Annotated in this window: 20 protein-coding genes; 15 read left to right on the top strand and 5 right to left on the bottom strand. The window is 34.2% G+C overall.

The genetic code is table 11. The annotated features are described in order from the left end of the window. Positions 1-41: 41 nt before the first annotated feature. The 5 genes from UH1x_RS01285 (at position 42) to UH1x_RS01305 (ending at position 4420) form a co-directional block, all read left to right on the top strand. Positions 42-1457: an MBL fold metallo-hydrolase gene (locus UH1x_RS01285; protein ID WP_482624496.1), complete on the top strand. Its 1416-nt coding sequence runs from the start codon at positions 42-44 to the stop codon at positions 1455-1457. Between the two features lie 123 nt (positions 1458-1580). Beyond that, positions 1581-2990, top strand: a complete 1410-nt coding sequence (locus UH1x_RS01290; protein WP_482624498.1) for an MBL fold metallo-hydrolase — start codon at positions 1581-1583, stop codon at positions 2988-2990. An 86-nt stretch (positions 2991-3076) separates the two neighbouring features. Continuing rightward, positions 3077-3421: a rhodanese-like domain-containing protein gene (locus tag UH1x_RS01295; RefSeq protein WP_482624499.1), complete on the top strand. Its 345-nt coding sequence runs from the start codon at positions 3077-3079 to the stop codon at positions 3419-3421. Positions 3422-3517: 96 nt separating this feature from the next. Then, positions 3518-4138, top strand: coding sequence for a Tll0287-like domain-containing protein (locus tag UH1x_RS01300; protein WP_482624501.1), 621 nt, complete (start codon positions 3518-3520; stop codon positions 4136-4138). Between the two features lie 12 nt (positions 4139-4150). Then, complete coding sequence (locus tag UH1x_RS01305) at positions 4151-4420, top strand: cation transporter (protein WP_405413997.1); 270 nt, start codon at positions 4151-4153, stop codon at positions 4418-4420. Between the two features lie 32 nt (positions 4421-4452). Here the strand turns inward: UH1x_RS01305 and UH1x_RS01310 are convergent, their stop codons facing one another. Continuing rightward, on the bottom strand, positions 4453-5328 hold the full coding sequence (locus UH1x_RS01310; protein ID WP_482624503.1) for a sterol desaturase family protein: 876 nt from the start codon (positions 5326-5328) through the stop codon (positions 4453-4455). Between the two features lie 225 nt (positions 5329-5553). Here UH1x_RS01310 and UH1x_RS01315 point away from each other — a divergent pair, with 225 nt between their 5' ends. Both UH1x_RS01315 and UH1x_RS01320 read left to right on the top strand, forming a co-directional pair. After that, positions 5554-5760, top strand: a complete 207-nt coding sequence (locus UH1x_RS01315; RefSeq protein WP_482624505.1) for a YgaP family membrane protein — start codon at positions 5554-5556, stop codon at positions 5758-5760. 137 nt (positions 5761-5897) lie between these two features. Beyond that, positions 5898-7208: an NAD(P)/FAD-dependent oxidoreductase gene (locus UH1x_RS01320; RefSeq protein ID WP_482624506.1), complete on the top strand. Its 1311-nt coding sequence runs from the start codon at positions 5898-5900 to the stop codon at positions 7206-7208. Between the two features lie 41 nt (positions 7209-7249). On the opposite strand, the gene UH1x_RS01325 is transcribed toward UH1x_RS01320, so the two are convergent. Both UH1x_RS01325 and UH1x_RS01330 read right to left on the bottom strand, forming a co-directional pair. Next, the gene (locus UH1x_RS01325) at positions 7250-8584 is read right to left on the bottom strand and encodes an OprD family outer membrane porin (protein WP_482624508.1); all 1335 of its coding nucleotides are present in this window, start codon (positions 8582-8584) and stop codon (positions 7250-7252) included. Positions 8585-8588: 4 nt separating this feature from the next. Next, entirely contained in the window at positions 8589-9626 is a 1038-nt protein-coding gene (locus UH1x_RS01330; protein WP_482624510.1) for a c-type cytochrome, read from the bottom strand. 186 nt (positions 9627-9812) lie between these two features. Between UH1x_RS01330 and UH1x_RS01335 the strand changes: the two genes are divergently transcribed. Further along, complete coding sequence (locus tag UH1x_RS01335; protein ID WP_482624512.1) at positions 9813-10340, top strand: DsrE family protein; 528 nt, start codon at positions 9813-9815, stop codon at positions 10338-10340. A gap of 11 nt (positions 10341-10351) precedes the next feature. Further along, positions 10352-10945 carry a class I SAM-dependent methyltransferase gene (locus tag UH1x_RS01340; protein WP_482624514.1) on the top strand — a complete coding sequence of 198 codons (594 nt, stop codon included), beginning with the start codon at positions 10352-10354 and terminating at the stop codon, positions 10943-10945. Positions 10946-10983: 38 nt separating this feature from the next. Here UH1x_RS01340 and UH1x_RS01345 read toward each other — a convergent pair whose 3' ends face one another. Beyond that, the gene (locus tag UH1x_RS01345; protein ID WP_482624516.1) at positions 10984-13281 is read right to left on the bottom strand and encodes a TonB-dependent receptor domain-containing protein; all 2298 of its coding nucleotides are present in this window, start codon (positions 13279-13281) and stop codon (positions 10984-10986) included. An 81-nt stretch (positions 13282-13362) separates the two neighbouring features. Further along, positions 13363-13740 carry a hypothetical protein gene (locus UH1x_RS01350; protein WP_482624517.1) on the bottom strand — a complete coding sequence of 126 codons (378 nt, stop codon included), beginning with the start codon at positions 13738-13740 and terminating at the stop codon, positions 13363-13365. 227 nt (positions 13741-13967) lie between these two features. Between UH1x_RS01350 and UH1x_RS01355 the strand changes: the two genes are divergently transcribed. The 6 genes from UH1x_RS01355 (at position 13968) to UH1x_RS01380 (ending at position 19515) form a co-directional block, all read left to right on the top strand. After that, on the top strand, positions 13968-14633 hold the full coding sequence (locus UH1x_RS01355) for a peroxiredoxin (protein ID WP_482624519.1): 666 nt from the start codon (positions 13968-13970) through the stop codon (positions 14631-14633). A 67-nt stretch (positions 14634-14700) separates the two neighbouring features. Beyond that, positions 14701-16041: an MBL fold metallo-hydrolase gene (locus tag UH1x_RS01360; RefSeq protein ID WP_482624521.1), complete on the top strand. Its 1341-nt coding sequence runs from the start codon at positions 14701-14703 to the stop codon at positions 16039-16041. Between the two features lie 2 nt (positions 16042-16043). Next, positions 16044-16523, top strand: coding sequence for a Dps family protein (locus UH1x_RS01365; RefSeq protein ID WP_303599932.1), 480 nt, complete (start codon positions 16044-16046; stop codon positions 16521-16523). A gap of 269 nt (positions 16524-16792) precedes the next feature. Continuing rightward, positions 16793-18124 (top strand): cytochrome ubiquinol oxidase subunit I, encoded by a 1332-nt coding sequence (locus tag UH1x_RS01370; RefSeq protein WP_482624523.1) that lies wholly within the window; start codon positions 16793-16795, stop codon positions 18122-18124. Between the two features lie 2 nt (positions 18125-18126). After that, positions 18127-19200, top strand: coding sequence for a cytochrome d ubiquinol oxidase subunit II (gene cydB / locus UH1x_RS01375; protein WP_405396369.1), 1074 nt, complete (start codon positions 18127-18129; stop codon positions 19198-19200). 15 nt (positions 19201-19215) lie between these two features. After that, a complete protein-coding gene (locus UH1x_RS01380) occupies positions 19216-19515 on the top strand; it encodes a hypothetical protein (protein ID WP_405396367.1) in 300 nt (99 codons plus the stop codon). The last annotated feature ends 371 nt before the right edge of the window (positions 19516-19886 follow it).

Below are 19886 nucleotides of genomic sequence, written 5' to 3' on the forward strand. Positions count from 1 at the left end.
GAAAGGGTAATTTTATGTTGTAAATCAAAATATAAAACAACATGAAAGTAGAACAAATTTATACAGGATGTTTGGCACACGCTGCCTATTATATAGAAAGTAATGGTGAAGCTGCAGTATTTGATCCGTTAAGAGAAGTACAGCCATACCTTGACCGTGCAAAAAAAGACAATGCGAAAATCAAATACGTTTTTGAAACCCATTTTCATGCAGATTTTGTGAGTGGACATTTAGATTTACAAAAAAAGGTAGGTGCAGAAATTGTATTTGGTCCTGGTGCAAAACCTAATTATAAAGCTACTACGGCAAAGGATAATCAAATCTTTGAAGTGGGTGATTACAAGGTAAAAGTGATTCATACGCCTGGTCATACAATGGAAAGTACGACTTACTTATTAATAGATGAAAAAGGAAAAGAGCATGGTATTATCACTGGCGACACCTTGTTTATCGGTGATGTTGGTAGACCAGATTTAGCACAACACGTAGTAGCGGATTTAACCGAAGAAAAGCTCGCTGGTTACCTATACGATTCTCTACGCAATAGAATTATGCCACTGAGCGATGATTTAATTGTGTACCCTAATCACGGTGCAGGTTCTGCTTGTGGTAAAATGATGAGTAAAGAAACTACCGATACGTTAGGGCATCAAAAGAAAGTAAACTATGCCTTAAGACCAGATATGACCAAAGATGAGTTTATCAAAGAACTTTTAACAGGACTCACAACGCCTCCTGGGTATTTTCCTAAAAATGTTTTAATGAACATTCAAGGGTACGAGAGTTTAGATAAGATTATGGATCGTGCCACTACCCCATACACTCCCGAAGCTTTTGAGGCTGTTGCAAATGAAACTGGCGCCTTGGTCTTAGATACCAGAAATGCAGAAGATTTTGCTAAAGGTTTTATTCCTAATAGTATCAATATAGGACTCGAAGGTAGTTTTGCGCAATGGGTAGGTGAAATGATACCAGATATTAAACAAGAAATTTTATTGGTCACTTACAAAGACAAACAAGAAGAAGCCATTACCCGTTTAGCAAGAGTTGGCTATGATCATACCGTTGGCTTTTTAGATGGTGGTTTTAATACATGGAAAAACTCAGGAAAAGATTTTGAGGTAAGCAAAAGAATTAATGCCGATGAATTAGAAGCTGAATATAAAACGGATAAACCTTTAATCATTGATGTTAGAAAAAAGAGCGAATTTGATTCTGAACATGTGGTTGGGGCAATCAACGTGCCATTAAATGAAATTAACCAGCATCTATCTCAGTTTCCAAAAGACAAGCCCTTTGTTTTACATTGTGCCGGTGGGTATAGGAGTATGATCGCAGCTTCAATTTTAAAGCAAAGAGGATGGCAAGATTTTACTGATGTTAGAGGTGGTTTTGAAGCTATTTCAAAAACAACACTACCTAAAACCGCATATGTTTGCCCATCAACACTTTTGTAATATTCAAGACTAAAACAGCGCTGATTTTTCAGTGCTGTTTTACTTCTAAATACCTATGTAACCTAAGTTACTGTGTAGTCCTTTTTACCAATGTAGTTTTGTATCAATAATAAATATGAACTTATGAAAGTAGAACAAATATATACTGGTTGTCTTGCGCAAGGTGCTTATTACATTGAAAGCAATGGCGAAGTCGCCATTATTGATCCTCTACGAGAAGTACAGCCTTACATTAAAAAAGCTGCTGCAGACAATGCTAAAATCAAATATATTTTTGAAACTCATTTTCATGCAGATTTTGTAAGTGGTCATGTAACCTTGGCCAAAGAAACTGGTGCAGAAATCATATATGGACCAAAAGCGAATCCGTCTTTTGAAGCTATTATTGCAAAAGATAATCAAGAATTTAAATTAGGAGATATTAGTATTACCGCTTTGCATACACCTGGTCATACAATGGAAAGCACCACGTATTTATTAAAAGATGCATCAGGTAAGGACTATGCTATTTTTAGCGGAGACACCTTGTTTTTAGGTGATGTTGGCAGACCAGATCTTGCTCAGAAAATGGGCGAACTAACTGAGCGTGACCTTGCCGGATTCTTGTTTGACAGTCTACGTGAAAAAATTATGCCTTTAGCAGATGACGTAATCGTTTACCCTGCTCATGGTGCCGGTTCTGCATGTGGTAAGAATATGATGAAAGAAACAGTAGATACCTTGGGCAACCAAAAGAAAATGAATTATGCCTTACGTGCAGATATGACGAAAGAAGAATTTATTGATGAAGTCATAGACGGCTTACTGCCACCACCTCAATATTTTCCTTTAAATGTAAAATTGAACAAAGAAGGGTATGAAGATATAAAAGAAGTCTTGGTACGTGGTACAAGAGCTCTTTCTCCAAAAGCCTTTGAAGCTGCGGCAAATGAAACCGGAGCCATAGTTTTAGATGTTCGTCATCAAGATGATTTTGCTAAGGGCCATATTCCACGTTCCATATTTATAGGCTTGGATGGTAGTTTTGCCCCATGGGTAGGTGCATTGATTGCAGATGTAAAACAACCTATTGTACTGGTAACTCCTGTTGGTATGGAAGAAGAAGCGGTTACTAGATTATCAAGAGTTGGTTTTGATGGTACGCTAGGATATTTAGAAGGCGGCTTCGATGCTTGGAAAAAAGCTGCAATGGAATATGATACCGTAAGCCAGGTAGATGCAGTTGAACTTAAGAAAGCTATTGAAACCGATCACGTACCGGTATTCGATGTTCGTAAAGAATCTGAATACCTTTCTGAACATATTATCGATGCTAAAAATACACCGCTAGATTTTCTAAATGATCATTTAGCTGAGTTCCCAAGCAAAACTTCATTTTATGTGCATTGTGCAGGTGGTTACAGAAGTATGATTGCTTCATCTATTTTAAAAAGTAGAGGAATTCATAATCTTATAGATGTAAAAGGCGGATTTAAAGAAATTAAGGAAGCTGGTATACCAGTGACTGAATTTGTTTGTCCTACTACATTATAATTTTTATTGGTTGGTTAAAGAAAGGAACGGTCATATACCAAGACCGTTTCTTTCTATTGTTGAATATTAATTTTAAATAAAATACTATGTCATTTTTAAGTACACTCTTTGGTAAAAAGGAAGAAACCGCAGGTAATATTACTATACTGAACAAGAACGAATATGCTACGCAAATTATAGCTAATAATATCAAACCTATTGACGTAAGAACACCGTCTGAATATAATGGCGGTCATATTAAAAACGCTATAAACGTTGATTTTTTCAACGGTGGTAACTTTAACGCTTACTTTGAAAAAATAAATAAAGAAAAACCGATTTACGTATATTGTAGATCAGGTGCAAGAAGCCAAAAAGCAGCTCGTAAACTATTAAAAATGGGCTTTACACAAGTATATGATCTTAAAGGAGGTTATACTTCCTGGAAATAAAATCAAAAGCTATCTTTAATAGGTAGCTTTTGGCAGTTTTATCTACTGAGGATCATAAAATTTAAAGCCAATCAACATAGTTTAAATGTCATACTTATGAAAAATATCTTTTTAATGTTAGCGATTATTTTTGCAATTGGCTGTAAAGATTCTCCAAAGGTTAAGCAAGAAGTTCTAGAAAATACTGACAATACCTCTTTGACTGAAATAGATACTAAAATAAACGATAGCCTACTTTTAGAAAAAGGTAAAATGTATGCCCAAACTACCCAGAAAGTTTTAGGTAAGAATCTTATGCTCAACATTCAAAAAAATGGTCCATTAGGTGCTGTAGCGTTTTGTAATGAAAAGGCATATCCTCTAACAGATAGTATAGTAATTGTTCATCATGCTAAAATTAAAAGGGTAAGCGATAAACCTAGAAATCAAAATAATAAAGCAAGTAAAAAAGAGCTTGAGTATATTGAGTTTTTTAAATCAAAAATTAATAACAACGAGTCTTACGAACCTATAGTAACAAATGAGAATGGAACAACTAATTTCTATTCCCCTATTGTTACTAATACCATGTGCCTAAATTGCCATGGTTTACCAGAAACAAATATCGACCCAAAGGTTACCCAACTTTTGAACGATAAATACCCATATGACGAAGCTGTAGGCTATAAAGAAAATGAGGTTAGAGGTATTTGGAGTATAAGTTTTAAAGACGAATAAAATAAATAAGATATGACATCAGTAATTCCTATTCAAAATTTAAAATGTGGTGGCTGTGCCAAAACAATTATTTCTAAATTAGAAGAGATCCCTACCATAACCAATGTATCGGTATCAGTAGAATCATCATCGGTTTCTTTTGATGCTTTAAAACAGGAAGATATTGCTACTGCAAAAACTAAATTAAAGGCTATTGGCTACCCAAGTCTAGATCAAGATAATTCGGTACTATCAAAAGCGAAGTCCTTTGTAAGCTGCGCTACAGGTAAACTATCTGACTAAATTTAAAAATCTAAAGAAGAAGTAATTACGTATTACTTCTTCTTTGTTTTAAACCCATGGGTCATCTGCCCTAAAAAGTCTTGCGGCAAATTCTCATCTCCTGGATAACCTAATTTAACATCTCCGCTATCTTCCGGAATATAATCGGTTCTAAATATATAATCCCACAGGCTTAAGCTAATTCCAAAATTTACACCGTAAGTACCCTCTGGCAAATCATATGCGTGATGGTACAAGTGCATAACCGGGTTATTTAAAATATACTTCAAAGGTCCCCATGTAATTTTAATATTAGAATGGTTAAAATGACCAATTGCTATAGCGGCAAAATGGACGATATAGGCTTGTTCTGGCTCAAAACCGCCAAGAATCATTACACCAAAAGTCTTTAATGGTTTGTATAGAATATTCTCCATCCAATGGTAACGCAAATGAGCTGCAAAGCCCATTTCTTTTACACTATGGTGTACTTGATGAAATTTCCATAGAAAGGCGTACCTGTGTAATAATGTATGTGTAAACCATTGCACAAAATCTAATACGATAAAGAACAATAACAACTGCCCCCACATTGGCCAACCAGAAATATCTATTAATGCCAAACTATTTGCTTTTACACCTATATCACTAAAAAACACTTGTAATAATTTATAAATTCCACTTATGGCTATAGCAAATAGAAAGAAGTTGAAGAACATATAAAAACCGTCTAACCAAAAGTCTTTTCTAAACACCCCTTGTTGTTTTCTCCAAGGAAAAACAATTTCTAACAGCCAAACTATAAGCGATATAGATATTAAACCCCAAAAGTAATTAAGATACCAGGGCACTTGAAAAATGATTGATTTCCATGTCCAACTTAAAGTTCCTGTTATCGCATTTAAAAACGCATCTATATATGCTTCCATTCCTCTAACCCTTTTTGCAAAAATAATGTAATAATTATGGCATTACTGTAACTAAAGTTACTTTAAAAACCACGATCAGCCATTAGTTTTGAGCTGACCAATGTCATATGTCAATTTCTTAGTTTATAGTACTTTGGTAGAGTATAAGATGTATCAAGTACATAACTATAGAGTATGTCTACTATATAGTGTCAACATTACAAATAACATTTAAAAACTAGTATCATGAAAAAGAATATGGGAACCACAGACAAATTCATAAGATTTATTATTGCAGCGATACTTCTGATTGCATTTTTCACAGAAGCCATAACAGGCGTTTTGGGTTATGTGGCATTAGCAATAGCAGCTATTTTCATTTTAACTTCTTTTGTTAGTTTTTGCCCTCTGTATACACTATTTGGCGCTAATACCTGTAAAATAAAAAAATAAGGCTAGCCTAATCATAATGTTTTATTGTAGAAATACATCATTATGAATTATGAGCTTCATTATTCTATGTAACATTTGTTACATAATATTTATTTTGTATCTGTTATATTTATCAAATTCATAAAAATAACAGCAAAATGAGTTCACATCATCAGGTATTAATTATTGGGGGAGGTACTGCAGGTATCATGGTAGCAGCACAGCTTCTTACTCAAAAGAAAGCAAAAGACGTTGCAATTATTGAACCCGCAGATACGCATTATTACCAACCTGCATGGACTCTAGTAGGTGCCGGCACCTATGACTTTGACAAAACTGCCCGCCCAATGTCATCGGTTATCCCAAGTAATGCTACTTGGATAAAAGATAAGGCAACAGGTTTTGACCCCGAAAATAATATTGTACACACTGCCACAAAAGGTGATATTACATATGATTACTTAGTAGTTGCACCAGGTCTTGCATATGATTTCAGCTTAGTACCTGGCTTAGGCAAAGCTATAGATAAAGGGGTTGTATGCAGTAATTATACAAACCCTAAACATACTTGGGATGTTATTAAAAACTTCAAAGGTGGTACCGCACTTTTTACGCAACCAACAACCCCGATTAAATGTGGTGGAGCACCCCAAAAAATAATGTACTTGGCAGAAAGTCATTTTAGAAAAAGTGGAATTCGTAAAAAAACCGATGTCATTTTCGCTACTGGTGGTACTGTTATTTTTGGCGTAAAGAAAATAGCAAAAACCTTAATGGAGGTAGTTGACCGAAAGGATATTAACCTTAGGTTTCATCACAAACTTGTGGCTGTTGATGGTGATAAACAAATTGCCTGGTATGAAATGGGTCAAGAAATTACCGCTGGTGGTTGTGTGGTTATCTCTAGCAACAAGGTCGATGACTTAAAATTAGACGAAAAATTTCAATATAATTATAAGGACGTAAAAGTTAGCGTTGATGGCAACCGTTATGGAATTCATTATGATATGATGCATACCGCTCCACCTTCTGTAGCTCCTAAATTTGTAAAAGATTCAACATTAGTCAACGCTGCGGGTTGGTTAGATGTTAACCATCAAACTATGCAACATAATAGCTATGCCAACATCTTCGGCTTAGGAGATGTCGCTGCCTTACCTACCGCTAAAACAGGAGCCGCAATTCGTAAGCAGGTGCCTATTGTAGTTGACAACTTAAACCTTTTAATGAATAGTCATAAAATGGGAACTAAATCTTATAACGGATATTCTTCTTGCCCATTAGTAACGGACTATGGAAAAATGGTATTGGCAGAATTTGATTATGACAATAACTTTACGCCAGATCCCAAATTAAAAAGAATGCTCATAAATGATTCTTCTAAAGAGCACTGGAGATTATGGGTGCTAAAAAAATACGGACTACCCTACTTATACTGGAACAAAATGATGAAAGGTCAAGATGTTTAATTTTAAAAATCTCTGTTTACACAGAGATTTTTTTATGCCCTTTAGAAATTATAATTAAGAATGAAATCTAGGTGAAACATATCTACCTTATTGAAATAGAGATTGGCATTGTCCGGTATATCACCATTACCAATTTTAGAGGTCAACAACAGCTCTGGCCGTAAGCGTTTCAACTTTTTAATATCGAAGAAAACATCTAAATTAATATGCGTATAATCTGGCATAGCATACTTATTTAAAGTTGCATCGGTTGGATCTGGTTTCCAATGTTTTCCAACACTTAAGATCGACATAAGATTTAAATCTTTTGAAATGGTAAAGTCTTTTTTATAATTGAATACCAAAGCATGATTGTCTGCTGAACCTTCGCTACGTTCTCGCTTTTGAAAACTGAATAAATTTTCTCTACCCCATTCTCTTGGCGATATAAATTGACCATGCGGTAATATTCTATTATATGCCAAAGAAACCAGTCCTACTTTATTTTTATACCCAATTTTCAACCCTAAGACATCTGCAGTTTTCTGATTATAATAGCGAAGTGAGTCTACACTGCTACCACCATCACCCATCTTATTTTGGTGTAGCCACTCCCCTTCTAACGTCAACGATTTAGATATTTTATAAGCAGGTTTTATATAGAACGAATTGAATATATTGTCTACATATTGGTTCCATATTTTCACATTAAAATCGTTAGTTACTTCAAAATCGACATTTGCCAATAAAATATAATCAGATGTCGTGTTGTCTGTATATTGAGATGCACTACCAAGCTTATTTCTACCTACAGGGTATGTACCTATACTTTCACCAATACCATAAAACTCACCTGTGGAGCGTGGTGCTATTTCATTTAATATTCCAAGCTGAAAAGATGTCTTTTGTTTATTGTATTTATACCAAAACCCTTGTACCAAAGTGGGTATCATTCTACCATCTTCAGGATTAATTAAAGGCGTATTGATTTTCATCCGCCCAAGCGTAAATGAATGCTGAGCTAGTTGATACTTCGCATACAGTTCTCCTAATAAAAAAACAACATCATTTTCTAAATCTATCCTATCGAACAATCCTTCTTCATATCTACTAATTCTTCCGGTTGTTGCATCTGGTATGGTTAAATCTTGTAATCCTAAATTGGTAGCATTATATAATGCAGCACCTATTGCTAAGTTTTCTAGTAGATTATATTGGTACTTTAATTTACCTCCTGTCGCTAAAGCATTAAAGTCTTTTAATTCCCCTTTATTTGACGTCATCATGTAATATGTTCGCCATTGCCCAGATAGGGTTCCTTTTTTCTTTACCGCAACAGTATCTTGTGCCATAGAAAAAATTGGCAAACAAAAAATGAACAGATATACTAATCGCATGGGGTTACTTTGTTTTGGTAATTCCGTATTCCTTTTTGTAAAAGTCCATTATCGGTAAAAAAGGTCCGTATTTGTGCTGCTCTGGAGAAAAATCGTCTACCCACGGACCATAAGGCGTAGAAACCGGTTTTAACTTCTTATCAGGATAATCGTTTTCTGTATTTAATTTGTGCGGTCTAGAAAAACTATTGATATATCCTGCTACATGATACGCTTCTTCATCGGTCAGTTTGGGGTTATCCCAAGTAGCTTGTAGATATGGCATGTTGCTTTTAATAAATTCCGCAGATGTTATCACCCTATTCATACCTGCACCATCGTTAAAACTATCAGGACCCCAAAGTGGCGGATAAGTGTAGCTTTTACCATCGACCGCATTAAGAACTCCCGCTCCATTTTCACCATGACAGATGATGCACTCTTTTTTATATACCTGACTTCCCTTTTCTAGATTTACTGCTACAGCAGGTATCTTTATTTTTGGATATCCTTTAAACTCTGCCTTTCTATTGTCGGGTACATCTTCGCTCAACCAATTCATATATGCCACAATCGCTTTCATTTGGTCAGAATCTACCGGAAGCATTTTGCCGTTCATACTACGCTCCATACACCCATTTATTCTATCTTCAATAGTACCTACTTTATTACCTCGGCCACCAAATTGTGGAAATCGTTCAATAATACCAACCCAAGAACCAGAGCCCGCCTGTGCCCCTTTTTGTAAATGACAGTTGGCACAAGCCAAATTATTACCACTATATCTATCTTCTGCACGCGCTGCATTTGGTCCCAAATACTTTGAGGTTTCTGCAATAAGGTAATACCCCTGTTTCACTGTCGCAGACATAGTAGGCAATTCTGCCATGGCATCTTTAGGTTGCCAATCATCGTTAGCTACTATTTCTTCAGCTTCAATAATTACATCATTTTCAGTGCTTGGTTCATAGGTTAATAACCATATAAATACAAGACCGACTAAAACGAAGATTATTAAAAATAGCTTAAAAAGTAATTTCGCAAATACACGTAAATCTTTCATAGAACTGTAATCTTAAGCTAATTTAAATAACGAAACTATAATTTACACATGATTATTACTGTAACCCTAGTTACAGTAACGTTAAATACTTTAACTTACTTTTATTCCAATCAAAAATAGCGGACATTAGTAGTAATCAACATTTTATTTTAACCAAATTATATTCTTTTTAAAATTGACGAACACATGAAAAAAGCACTTCTAATTGCAATAGTACTTATGGCAGCAAAAATGACAACGGCCCAAGATTGGACCACACCCATTATTGATGGTTATGGGAAGATAAAAGAATTTAAGGATGTTGCCGTTCAGGCAGACCCTAACAAAGAATATAATCTTGTATTTGACCTTAAAGATGAACGTGAATTAGATGGTATTAATGTAGGTTATTTTAAAATTGCTAGAATGATAAATATGCTAGGTGCAGGTGGTGTTTCTGCCGATAAAGTAAATATAATCGCTGCTGTGCATGGTGGAGCTACTTTTACTGCTTTAAACGAAGCTAAATACAAGGCTAAATACGAAAAGGAAAATCCAAATGAAGCGGTAATAAAGTTATTAAAGGATTACGGGGTAGAATTCTATGTGTGCGCACAAGCTACCGCTGCTAGAGATATTACCGCTGAAGATTTAAACCCGAATACAGAATTAGGGCTTTCTGCAATGATGGTACTTGCCAATTACCAAATGGACGGGTATATTTTTATGCCATAAATGATTACCACATGAAAGATTTTTGGAACGAGCGTTATGACGAAGAAAGTTATGCTTACGGAAACTCACCAAATGTATTCTTTAAACAACAACTAGATAAGTTAAAAGTAGGTTCTCTTTTACTGCCTGCCGAAGGTGAAGGTAGAAATGCCGTCTATGCACTATCTAAAGGTTGGGAAGTATTGGCTTTCGACTTTAGCGAATCTGCAATGGTTAAAGCTAAAAAACTAGCTGCTACTTATAATTTGAACTTGGATTATCAAGTAATTGATGCCCTTAAATTTAATGCTACTAAAAAGTATGATGTAATCGCCTTCTGTTATGCGCATTTCCCTGCAGCTATTAGAAAAAAAGCAAACCAACATCTTTTAAAATCATTAAAACCAAACGGGCATATCATTTTTGAGGCGTTCTCTAAAAATCAACTTGGAAAACCGTCTGGCGGACCAAAAAATATAGATATGCTCTATAATATTGATGAAGTGGAAGATGAGTTTAATGGAATAAATTTTAAAATTTTAGAAGAAAAGGATATAGAATTGAACGAAGGACTTTACCATATTGGCAATGCTTCAATTATTCGTTTTACCGGCACTAAAATATAAAAAGGGACCATATTTGGTCCCTTTTTTATATTCATCTATTAAAATTCATATTGAACAAAAACCGATAAATTTCTTCCTGGATCATTGATGGGCTCTGTTCCAAATTCAGCCTGATTATTAAATGCAAAATTGAGGTGATTACTATACGTTTTATCAAAAACATTCAATGCCGCAACTCCTAAGGTTAGGTTCTTCATTGGTATTACACCTAAACGCAAATCCATTATTTCATAACCTGGTGTAACCTGCTCACCAAAAGAATACGCAATATTATCTTGCTGGGCAGTGAGCCTATATTCTGCATTCACCCAAAACTTTTCTTTTTCATAGCCCAATTTAAATCTTGTAACTAAAGGTGGTACCAAGGGTAATGACTCATTTAAGTCATTATTCTTAGCATATACATAAGCAAGTTCAGTTGTAAAGTTAAAATTAGTACAGAAGTCTACACCAGCCATAATTTCAAAACCTGTCTTGTACGCATCATCTAAATTTCTAAAAACTTTTGCATTAGAGGGTTCATTCATTGGCATGAATTTTCTGGTCTGTGTTTCATCTATGATAGCGACTATATAATTTTCGTAAAGCGAGTAATAGAAAGATGTACTATAGCTAAACATATCTGAAGTGTTTTCTGAAATAGGCATCTTCCCTTTAAACCCTACCTCAAATTGATTATTTATTTCTGCATCCAAGTTAGGATTACCAACATATTCATACGCGTCTTGACCTACGCTGAAATGATTAATAAAACGTTCTATCATATTTGCTGATCTAACACCACGACCATAAGCCACTTCCATAATAAATTGTGGAGAAGACACATATTTAATTGAAGTTGTACCACTAAAATTATGTTCCGTTCTTTTATCTAAATCAGTGTATAAAGCAGCAAAATCAGCTTCTGGATCTTTAGCTTCAGAAGTAACATTGTCATAACGCACACCTGCAGTTAACATGGTTTTTTCTGTTAAGGGGTATTTACTTTCTGCAAATAATCCAATATCATTTATATATGAATCTTGCCACACCTTATCTTCAAATGTTAAGGGTGTATCTAAAACACCCATAGCATTTCTTTTCACTATTCGTGTTCTATTGCCATCTCGTGCAATATGCAAAACATCAATACCTGTAAATAGGGCTAAATTGTCTGTTGGTTTTAATTTTAATTCTACTTTACCACCTGCCGTAGTAGCGTCAATTGAAGAAATGGCAGATGTCATCATAAAGCTTGGTCTATTGTAATTAGTCATTATATGATCTACATAGCTATAATAAATTTTAGAATCTATGCTTTCAACAAGACCTGGCATACTCCCTAATTTATAATCTAAAGAGAGAATACTACTATTATCCTCTTCGGTATCCATAGGTAGACCTGCGTGCAAAACATCGCGCCCAAAAGACTGTCGCCAATGTGCTTGTAGTCTTTGATTTTCAGTAAAATTAACACCCGCTTTTATTCCATAATCCAAGCTTCTAAAAGAAGACGGAATTTCTGTACCGTCACCATCTTCATAATTACCAAAATCACGAAAACCAAAATTACCTGCTACGTCATATTTCTCAGTTGCCTGTTGCAACCTTGCCATGGAGACCATAGAATTACCGTTACTTTCATAACCACCACTTACACTACCATGAAGACCATAATCTTCTACAGTTGGTTTTTGGGTTACCATGTTTACAATACCACCAAAAGTAGCACCATATCTAACGGAGTATGGTCCTTTTATAATTTCAATTTTTTCAATTTCTTCAGGTATCACATGGGTAGTAATGGGATCCATACGATTGGGGCAAGCATTCATGGCTTTTGTACCACCATCAAACTGCACATTTAACTGTTCATACTGTGTGGCTCTAAAACTAGGATCAATTGCATAATTACCTCTTTTAATCAACGAAAAGCCATTAACATCATTAAATAGATCGGCTACATTTCTAGGCTGAACTATTCTCTTGACATAATCATTGGTCTCTATGGTAAGTACAGGGTCAATTTTCATATTTCCTGTCACTAAAACTCCATTTATGGCAATGGGCGCTTCTTGTAAAGTGATTACTATTGGAATATTAATGTCAAGTACTTGCTGTTGTATGGTCTTATACCCAACATAAGATATGGTCAATATCACATTTTCTTCAACATTTTTCAGAACAAAATCACCATCAAAATTAGTATATGTTGCTAATCCGTTACTAGCTAAAATGTGAGCACCATCAAGTGGTTGTTGGTCAATTTCAGAGATGATTTTTCCTGATAAATTTTGTGCGTGTAATAAGGGTGTCGATAATAATATCGCAAGCACCCAAAGATATTTTAGGTTCATTGTTTAAATTTTTAAATAATTGAAATACTATCAAACATCCTATTAATTAGGCATTAGATACATTAGATTGAAATAAAAATTTTAAACTTCCGGTGGATGTTTGATACGCTCAAAAAAATGAAAATCGTAAAGAACACGATACACTACATTATGCAGCACTTTTCTAGGTTGTTGTACAAACGTGTATGTAGTCAACGATCCTATAAATAATACTATTTCGTTTTTAAGCAAATCTAAATTAATGGGCGTCTTTTCATCATCAGCTTTCTGAGATAACATTTGCGACAAAGCACATTTACCATCACATTTTAATTCTGGTCGTTCCTTATTCTCGCAAAAACGTTCTACAAAATCATTTGTAAACATAGCATAATAGCCCATAACGCTGGCAGTCTTAAGACTACTTGCCAAAGAAATGAATGTAAACAATATTGCTATCGTAAAGCTTGACAACTTCATGCCGCAAAATTAAGTGCCCTAATTGGTTTTTAATGTGACATTAGTCACATAGCCAACTTAAACTTTACTGTACTAATTTTTATTTACCAGAGCTATACTATAAGGTAATGCTTGATTGTATTTGTAAAAAAATGTTAAAAATTTATATGTGTAACCAAGGTTACATTACAATTCTGTTTGATAATTTAATTTTATCAAAAATTATAAAACTATAAATTATATTTATTATGAATAACGAAAATAATATACAAGAACAAGTGATTTCAATGCCTAGAATTGGAGATATAGCACCAGATTTTGAAGCTGTAACGACTAAGGGTAAAATTAAAATGTCTGATTTTGCGAAAGATAAATGGATTGTTATGTTTTCGCATCCTGCAGATTTCACTCCGGTTTGTACAACAGAAATGAGCGGTTTTGCATCGCGTAAAAGTGAGTTTGATGAACTTAATACTGAACTTTTAGGTTTAAGTATAGATAGTGTTCATGCACACTTAGGATGGGTACAGAACGTAAGAGAAAATACAGGTGTTTATTTCGATTTCCCAATTATTGCAGATCTTGACATGAAGGTCTCTAAAGCTTACGGAATGTTACAACCTAACGAAAGTGAAACTGCAGCAGTAAGAGCAGTATTTTTTATCGATCCTAAGAAAAAAATAAGATTGGTAATGTATTATCCATTGAACGTAGGTAGAAATATGGATGAAATACTTCGTGCTTTAGATGCTTTACAAACTTCTGACAAGTATAAAGTTGCTATGCCTTTAGATTGGAAAAGAGGTGACAAGGTTATTGTATCACCACCAAAAACATTAGATGAGCTTAACGCTCGAATAGAAGATGATACTTTAGAAAAAGTTGATTGGTACCTTGCCAAAAAATCTTTATAATTATATAGAAATCGGTTTTGAACAGTTTTCAAAACCGATTCTTTTTTAATCGTTAAAAACTGTTCTTATGATAATTAAACAATTTGAAGATAAACCGTTGGCTCATTATTCATACGCAATTTTAAGTGGTAATGAAATGGCTTTAGTGGATCCATCTAGAGATCCAGAACCGTATTATAAATTTGCCGAAGAAAACGATGCTAAAATTGTTGCCATTTTCGAGACGCATCCTCATGCTGATTTTGTTAGTGGCCATTTACAAATTCATAAAGAAACTGATGCCGTAATTTATGTGAGTGAGTTAGTAGGTGCTGATTATCCGCATAAAACATTTGACGATGGCGCTACTTTTAAAATGAATGAGGTAACCTTCACGGCAATTAATACTCCCGGACATTCACCTGACGGAATTACTATTTTAGCAAAAGATAAAAATGCTAAACAAGCCATATTTACAGGTGACACTTTATTCATAGGTGATGTGGGAAGACCAGATTTAAGAGAGAAAGTTGGTAACATGAAAGCAAAACGTGAGCAACTGGCGGAAGCAATGTTTACCACGATGCAAACCAAATTCAATCATTTACCTGATGACACTTTAGTTTATCCGGCGCATGGTGCCGGTTCACTTTGTGGCAAAAATATGAGTAGTGACTCTTCTAGCACCTTAGGTAATGAACGTATAGGTAATTGGGCTTTTAAAAACTTAACCAAAGATGAATTTGTAACGCATATTCTGCAGGATCAGCCATTTATACCATCGTATTTTGGCTATGATGTGGCTATTAATAAAACAGGTGCTGAAAATTTTATGAGTACTATTTCTCAGATACCCCTACAAATAGGAGCTTTTAAAATTGAAAAGAATATTTTGGTCATAGATACAAGAGATGAGGCTATATTTAAGAAAAATCATTTGCCAAATTCCATTAATATCATGGCTAGAAATATTGATGATAAAATTGAAACTTGGTTGGGGTCTATTGTTGAACCTAAAGAACCGTTTTATTTGGTTGTAGACAGTATAGCCGATAGACAAATTATACTAGAACGAATAGCCAAAATAGGTTATGAAACTCAAGTAAAGGCAGTTTTAACGTTAGATAAGGTTTATGAAAAAGAAGATGAATTTGATTTCGTGGACTTTGATAAAAACAAAGAAAATTATACCATTGTAGACATTAGAAACAAAAGTGAATTCAATGAAGGTCATTTTTTTGATAGCGCAATTAATATACCTTTGAATGAATTACGTAATTCTATTGATAAAATTCCGACAAACAAACCAATTGTTATACATTGTGCAGGCGGCTATAGAAGTGCCGCAGGTTCAAGTATCGTATCAAAAGAAATAAAAAACACCCAGGTGTACGACCTAAGCGAAAAAATAAATAACTACAATACATAATTATGGCAAATTCAAATTTATCAAACATCGGTCTAGATAAAAAAGATTCTAACGATATCGCAAATCATTTAAATGATTTACTATCTAATTATCAAATGTTCTACATGAACCTAAGAGGTTTTCATTGGAATATTAAAGGGAAGAAGTTTTTTGAACTTCACCTTAAATTCGAAGAGTTGTATAATGACGCTTTAATTAAAGTCGATGAAATTGCAGAGCGTGTGTTAACACTAAGCAACACTCCTATTCATACGTTCACAAAGTATATTGATAATTCTGAAATCAAAGCCAGTGAAAATGTAGTAGATGGCGATAAGGCGGTAGACAATATTTTAGATAGCTTAAGTATCTTATTGAAAAAAGAAAGAGCTACCCTTAAAATTGCTGCCGATGCAGAAGATGAAGGTACCGTTTCTCTAATGAGCGATTATATTACACAACAAGAAAAATTAGTTTGGATGCTTTCTGCATATAAAGACTAAGTCAAACGCTGATATCTCTGAATCCCTAGAATTTGTTCATTCAATTTCTAGGGATTTTTCTTTGCCCCCAATTTTGTGAGTGGAGAATTCTGCCCATAAATACATAGCATCAAATAAGAATTTAAATGCATTATTCTATATGCTCTTATATTTTGATTTAAATTCTTATTTATTTTGGTTTTTCTTCAAATATGTAACATTGGTTACCTTTAAAAATCAGGTGTTGTTTACTTTTGTCATCATACTACATATTATAAAATATATAGACTATGGAAGACATGATTTTTTATGATAGATTGCAATTTGCTTTTACTATCACATTCCATTATATATTTCCACAATTAACAATGGGCCTATCTTTAATGATAGTCTATTTTAAATGGAAATACCTTAGAAATAAGATTGAAAAATATAATGATTCGGCTAAATTTTTCATGAAAATTTTTGCTATCAATTTTACCATGGGTGTCGTAACCGGCATACCTATGGAATTTCAATTTGGTACCAACTGGGCAAAATTCTCTGAACTTACAGGTGGCATAATTGGTCAGACCTTAGCTATGGAAGGCATGTTTTCTTTCTTTCTAGAATCTTCCTTTTTAGTACTATTTATTTTTGGTGAAAAGTTAATGGGGCAAAAACTCCATCTCTTAACAGGCTTTCTGGTATTCTTAGGGTCTTGGGCAAGTGGTTGGTTTATTTTAGCGACCAATGCTTGGATGCAACACCCCGTTGGTTACGAAATATTAGAAAACGGTAAATTCGTTTTAGAAAACTTCTCTGCACTGTTTAGCAACCCGTGGCTCTTACCTGCGTTCTTACATAATCAACTAGCTTCTGTTGTTACTTCTTCGTTTGTTGTAGCAAGTATAGGTGCCTTTTATATTCTAAGAAATAAGCAAGTTGAACATGGTAAGCTGTTTTTAAAAACCGGAGTCATTTTTGGTTTAATTTCTAGTATTTTGGTTGCTTTTCCTACGGGAGACTGGAATGCTAAAAATGTTGCTAAACACCAACCTGCGGCTTTTGCGGCAATGGAAGGTATTTTTGAAACTGAAGAGGCTGGTGCCGAAATTGTGCTTATAGGACAACCTAATATGGTTGAAAAAAAATTGGACAACAAAATTGCTGTACCAAACATATTAAGCTTTTTAACCTATCAAGATTGGGATAAACAGATTGATGGAATGGATAAATTTGAAAAAGAGGAATTACCAGACAACGTTCCTGCCCTATATTATTCGTATCATATTATGGTTGGTTTGGGTACCGTGTTTATGGGCATCATGGCATTGGCTGCCTTTTTATTATGGCGTAAAAAATTATACAATATAAAACCACTACTTTGGACAATTATGTTTCTAGTTCCGTTCCCTTATATAGCAAACCTAACAGGTTGGTATACTGCTGAATTAGGAAGACAGCCATATTTGGTTTATGGCTTATTAAGAACTAGCGATGGTATTTCACCAACCGTTTCTTCTGGTAACACCTTGTTTACATTACTAGGTTTTGTTGCTTTATATATGCTACTTGGACTACTATTTTTAGTCTTAGTCGGTAAAACTATTAACGAAGGTCCTAAATCTAAATTACATTAATTATGGAAATATTCTGGTACATTTCAATAGCCGTTGTTTTAGCTGTATTTTTTATTTTAGATGGTTATGATTTCGGAACAGGAATCATTCATTTATTCTTCGCTAAAACTGAAAAAGACAAAGAAGTAATTGCAAAATCTGCTGGCTTATTCTGGGATTCTAATGAGGTTTGGTTAGTCGCTGCCGGTGGTATGCTTTTTATGGCTTTCCCCACATTTTACGCTTCTGTTTTTAGCGGATTCTATTTGCCATTAATACTCGTTTTATGGCTCATAATCTTTAGAGCTATCGGACTTGAATTAAGGAGTCAGTTTAAATTTCAAATGTGGAAAGATATCTGGGATACATCTTTTGGAGTTTCTAGTTTACTATTAGCCTTATTCTTTGGTATTGCTTTAGGCAATATTGTAAGAGGTGTTAACCTAGGTGGTGTCGATAATGGAATATCTGTTCACGAAGGACATTATTTCTTTTTACCGTTATGGGATGGTAGCTTTAGCCCTTTGACCGAGCACCCTGGAGTTATAGATTGGTTTACAATTATTATAGGATTAATAGCTGTGGTAACCCTAGCTATACATGGTGCAAACTGGATTATCTTAAAAACTAATTCCTCTATAAACACGAAGCTTAAAGGGGTCATTTTTAAGCTAAATATTGTTTTAGCTATTCTTACCGTTTTTTCATTAGTTGTATGGCAAGTAGTGAATCCGAATTCATTAGATAACTTTGGTGACAAACCATATTTACTCATATTTCCATTAATTTACTTAAGTGGATTGGTAGGATTGTTTTTTATCAAAAAAATAAAAAAAGACAGTCACGCATTTGTACTATCGTCTTTATTGATTGTTGGTGGCATTACATCGTCGTTGGCTTCTTTGTTCCCTGTAATATTACCTTCAGTGAACGATACTCATGAACCGTTAACTATTTATAATACTGCAGCATCAGAATACGGGTTGTCTGTGGGCATTTATTGGGGTATTTTAGGGTTCCTCCTTATATTAATTTACATGATCATTCAAAAAAGATTGATGAAGGGTAAAGTCGACAATATGGATTATGGGCATTAGTATAAAGAGACCATCATGACAGGTACGTTAATATCATTGATCAGTATTCTTATAGGTATTATTGCCGCTAACGTTTTTGGTAATTTTAAAAAGAAGTATTCTTTTGGCTTTACCGGCAATACTGTAATTGGTGTTTTTGGAAGTATCTTATTTATAAAAACCTTTGGTCGTTTAGGCTTTAACCCGTGGTCTATAATGAACAATGGAGATTTTGATGGTTTTCGCCTAGCCATAAATTTAGTAGTATCTGCTATTGGCGGTGTTTTAGGTCTTATAATTGCAAAAAAGGTCTATCAGAAATTCAATAAATCTTAAACGTCACAACCTATTTATTGTAGAACCAACTTTTCAGTTTAGGGCAGATTTATTCTTTCTCTTCTTTTTTCTTGTTTAGCTTATAAATAAGCCAAATAAAACCTACAACGAAATGAAGCACTATAATACCTGCAACAATATAAATCAATGTATTTGAACTACCTCTCATTTTAAATCTATCTTAAAAAATACAATCAAAACTAATCATCATATAGAAATAGAAATATGATATTAATCAATTTTAGACTATAAATTGATCATCGCCATTTTACTCAAAATCTCCAAGTAAAATAAAGTGCTATATGTAACAAATGTTGCTGTGTAGCACTATGTTTAAAGTGAACTTCGTGTAAACTTTAAACCTTGTCATA

The organism is Maribacter sp. UH1 (assembly GCF_056839145.1).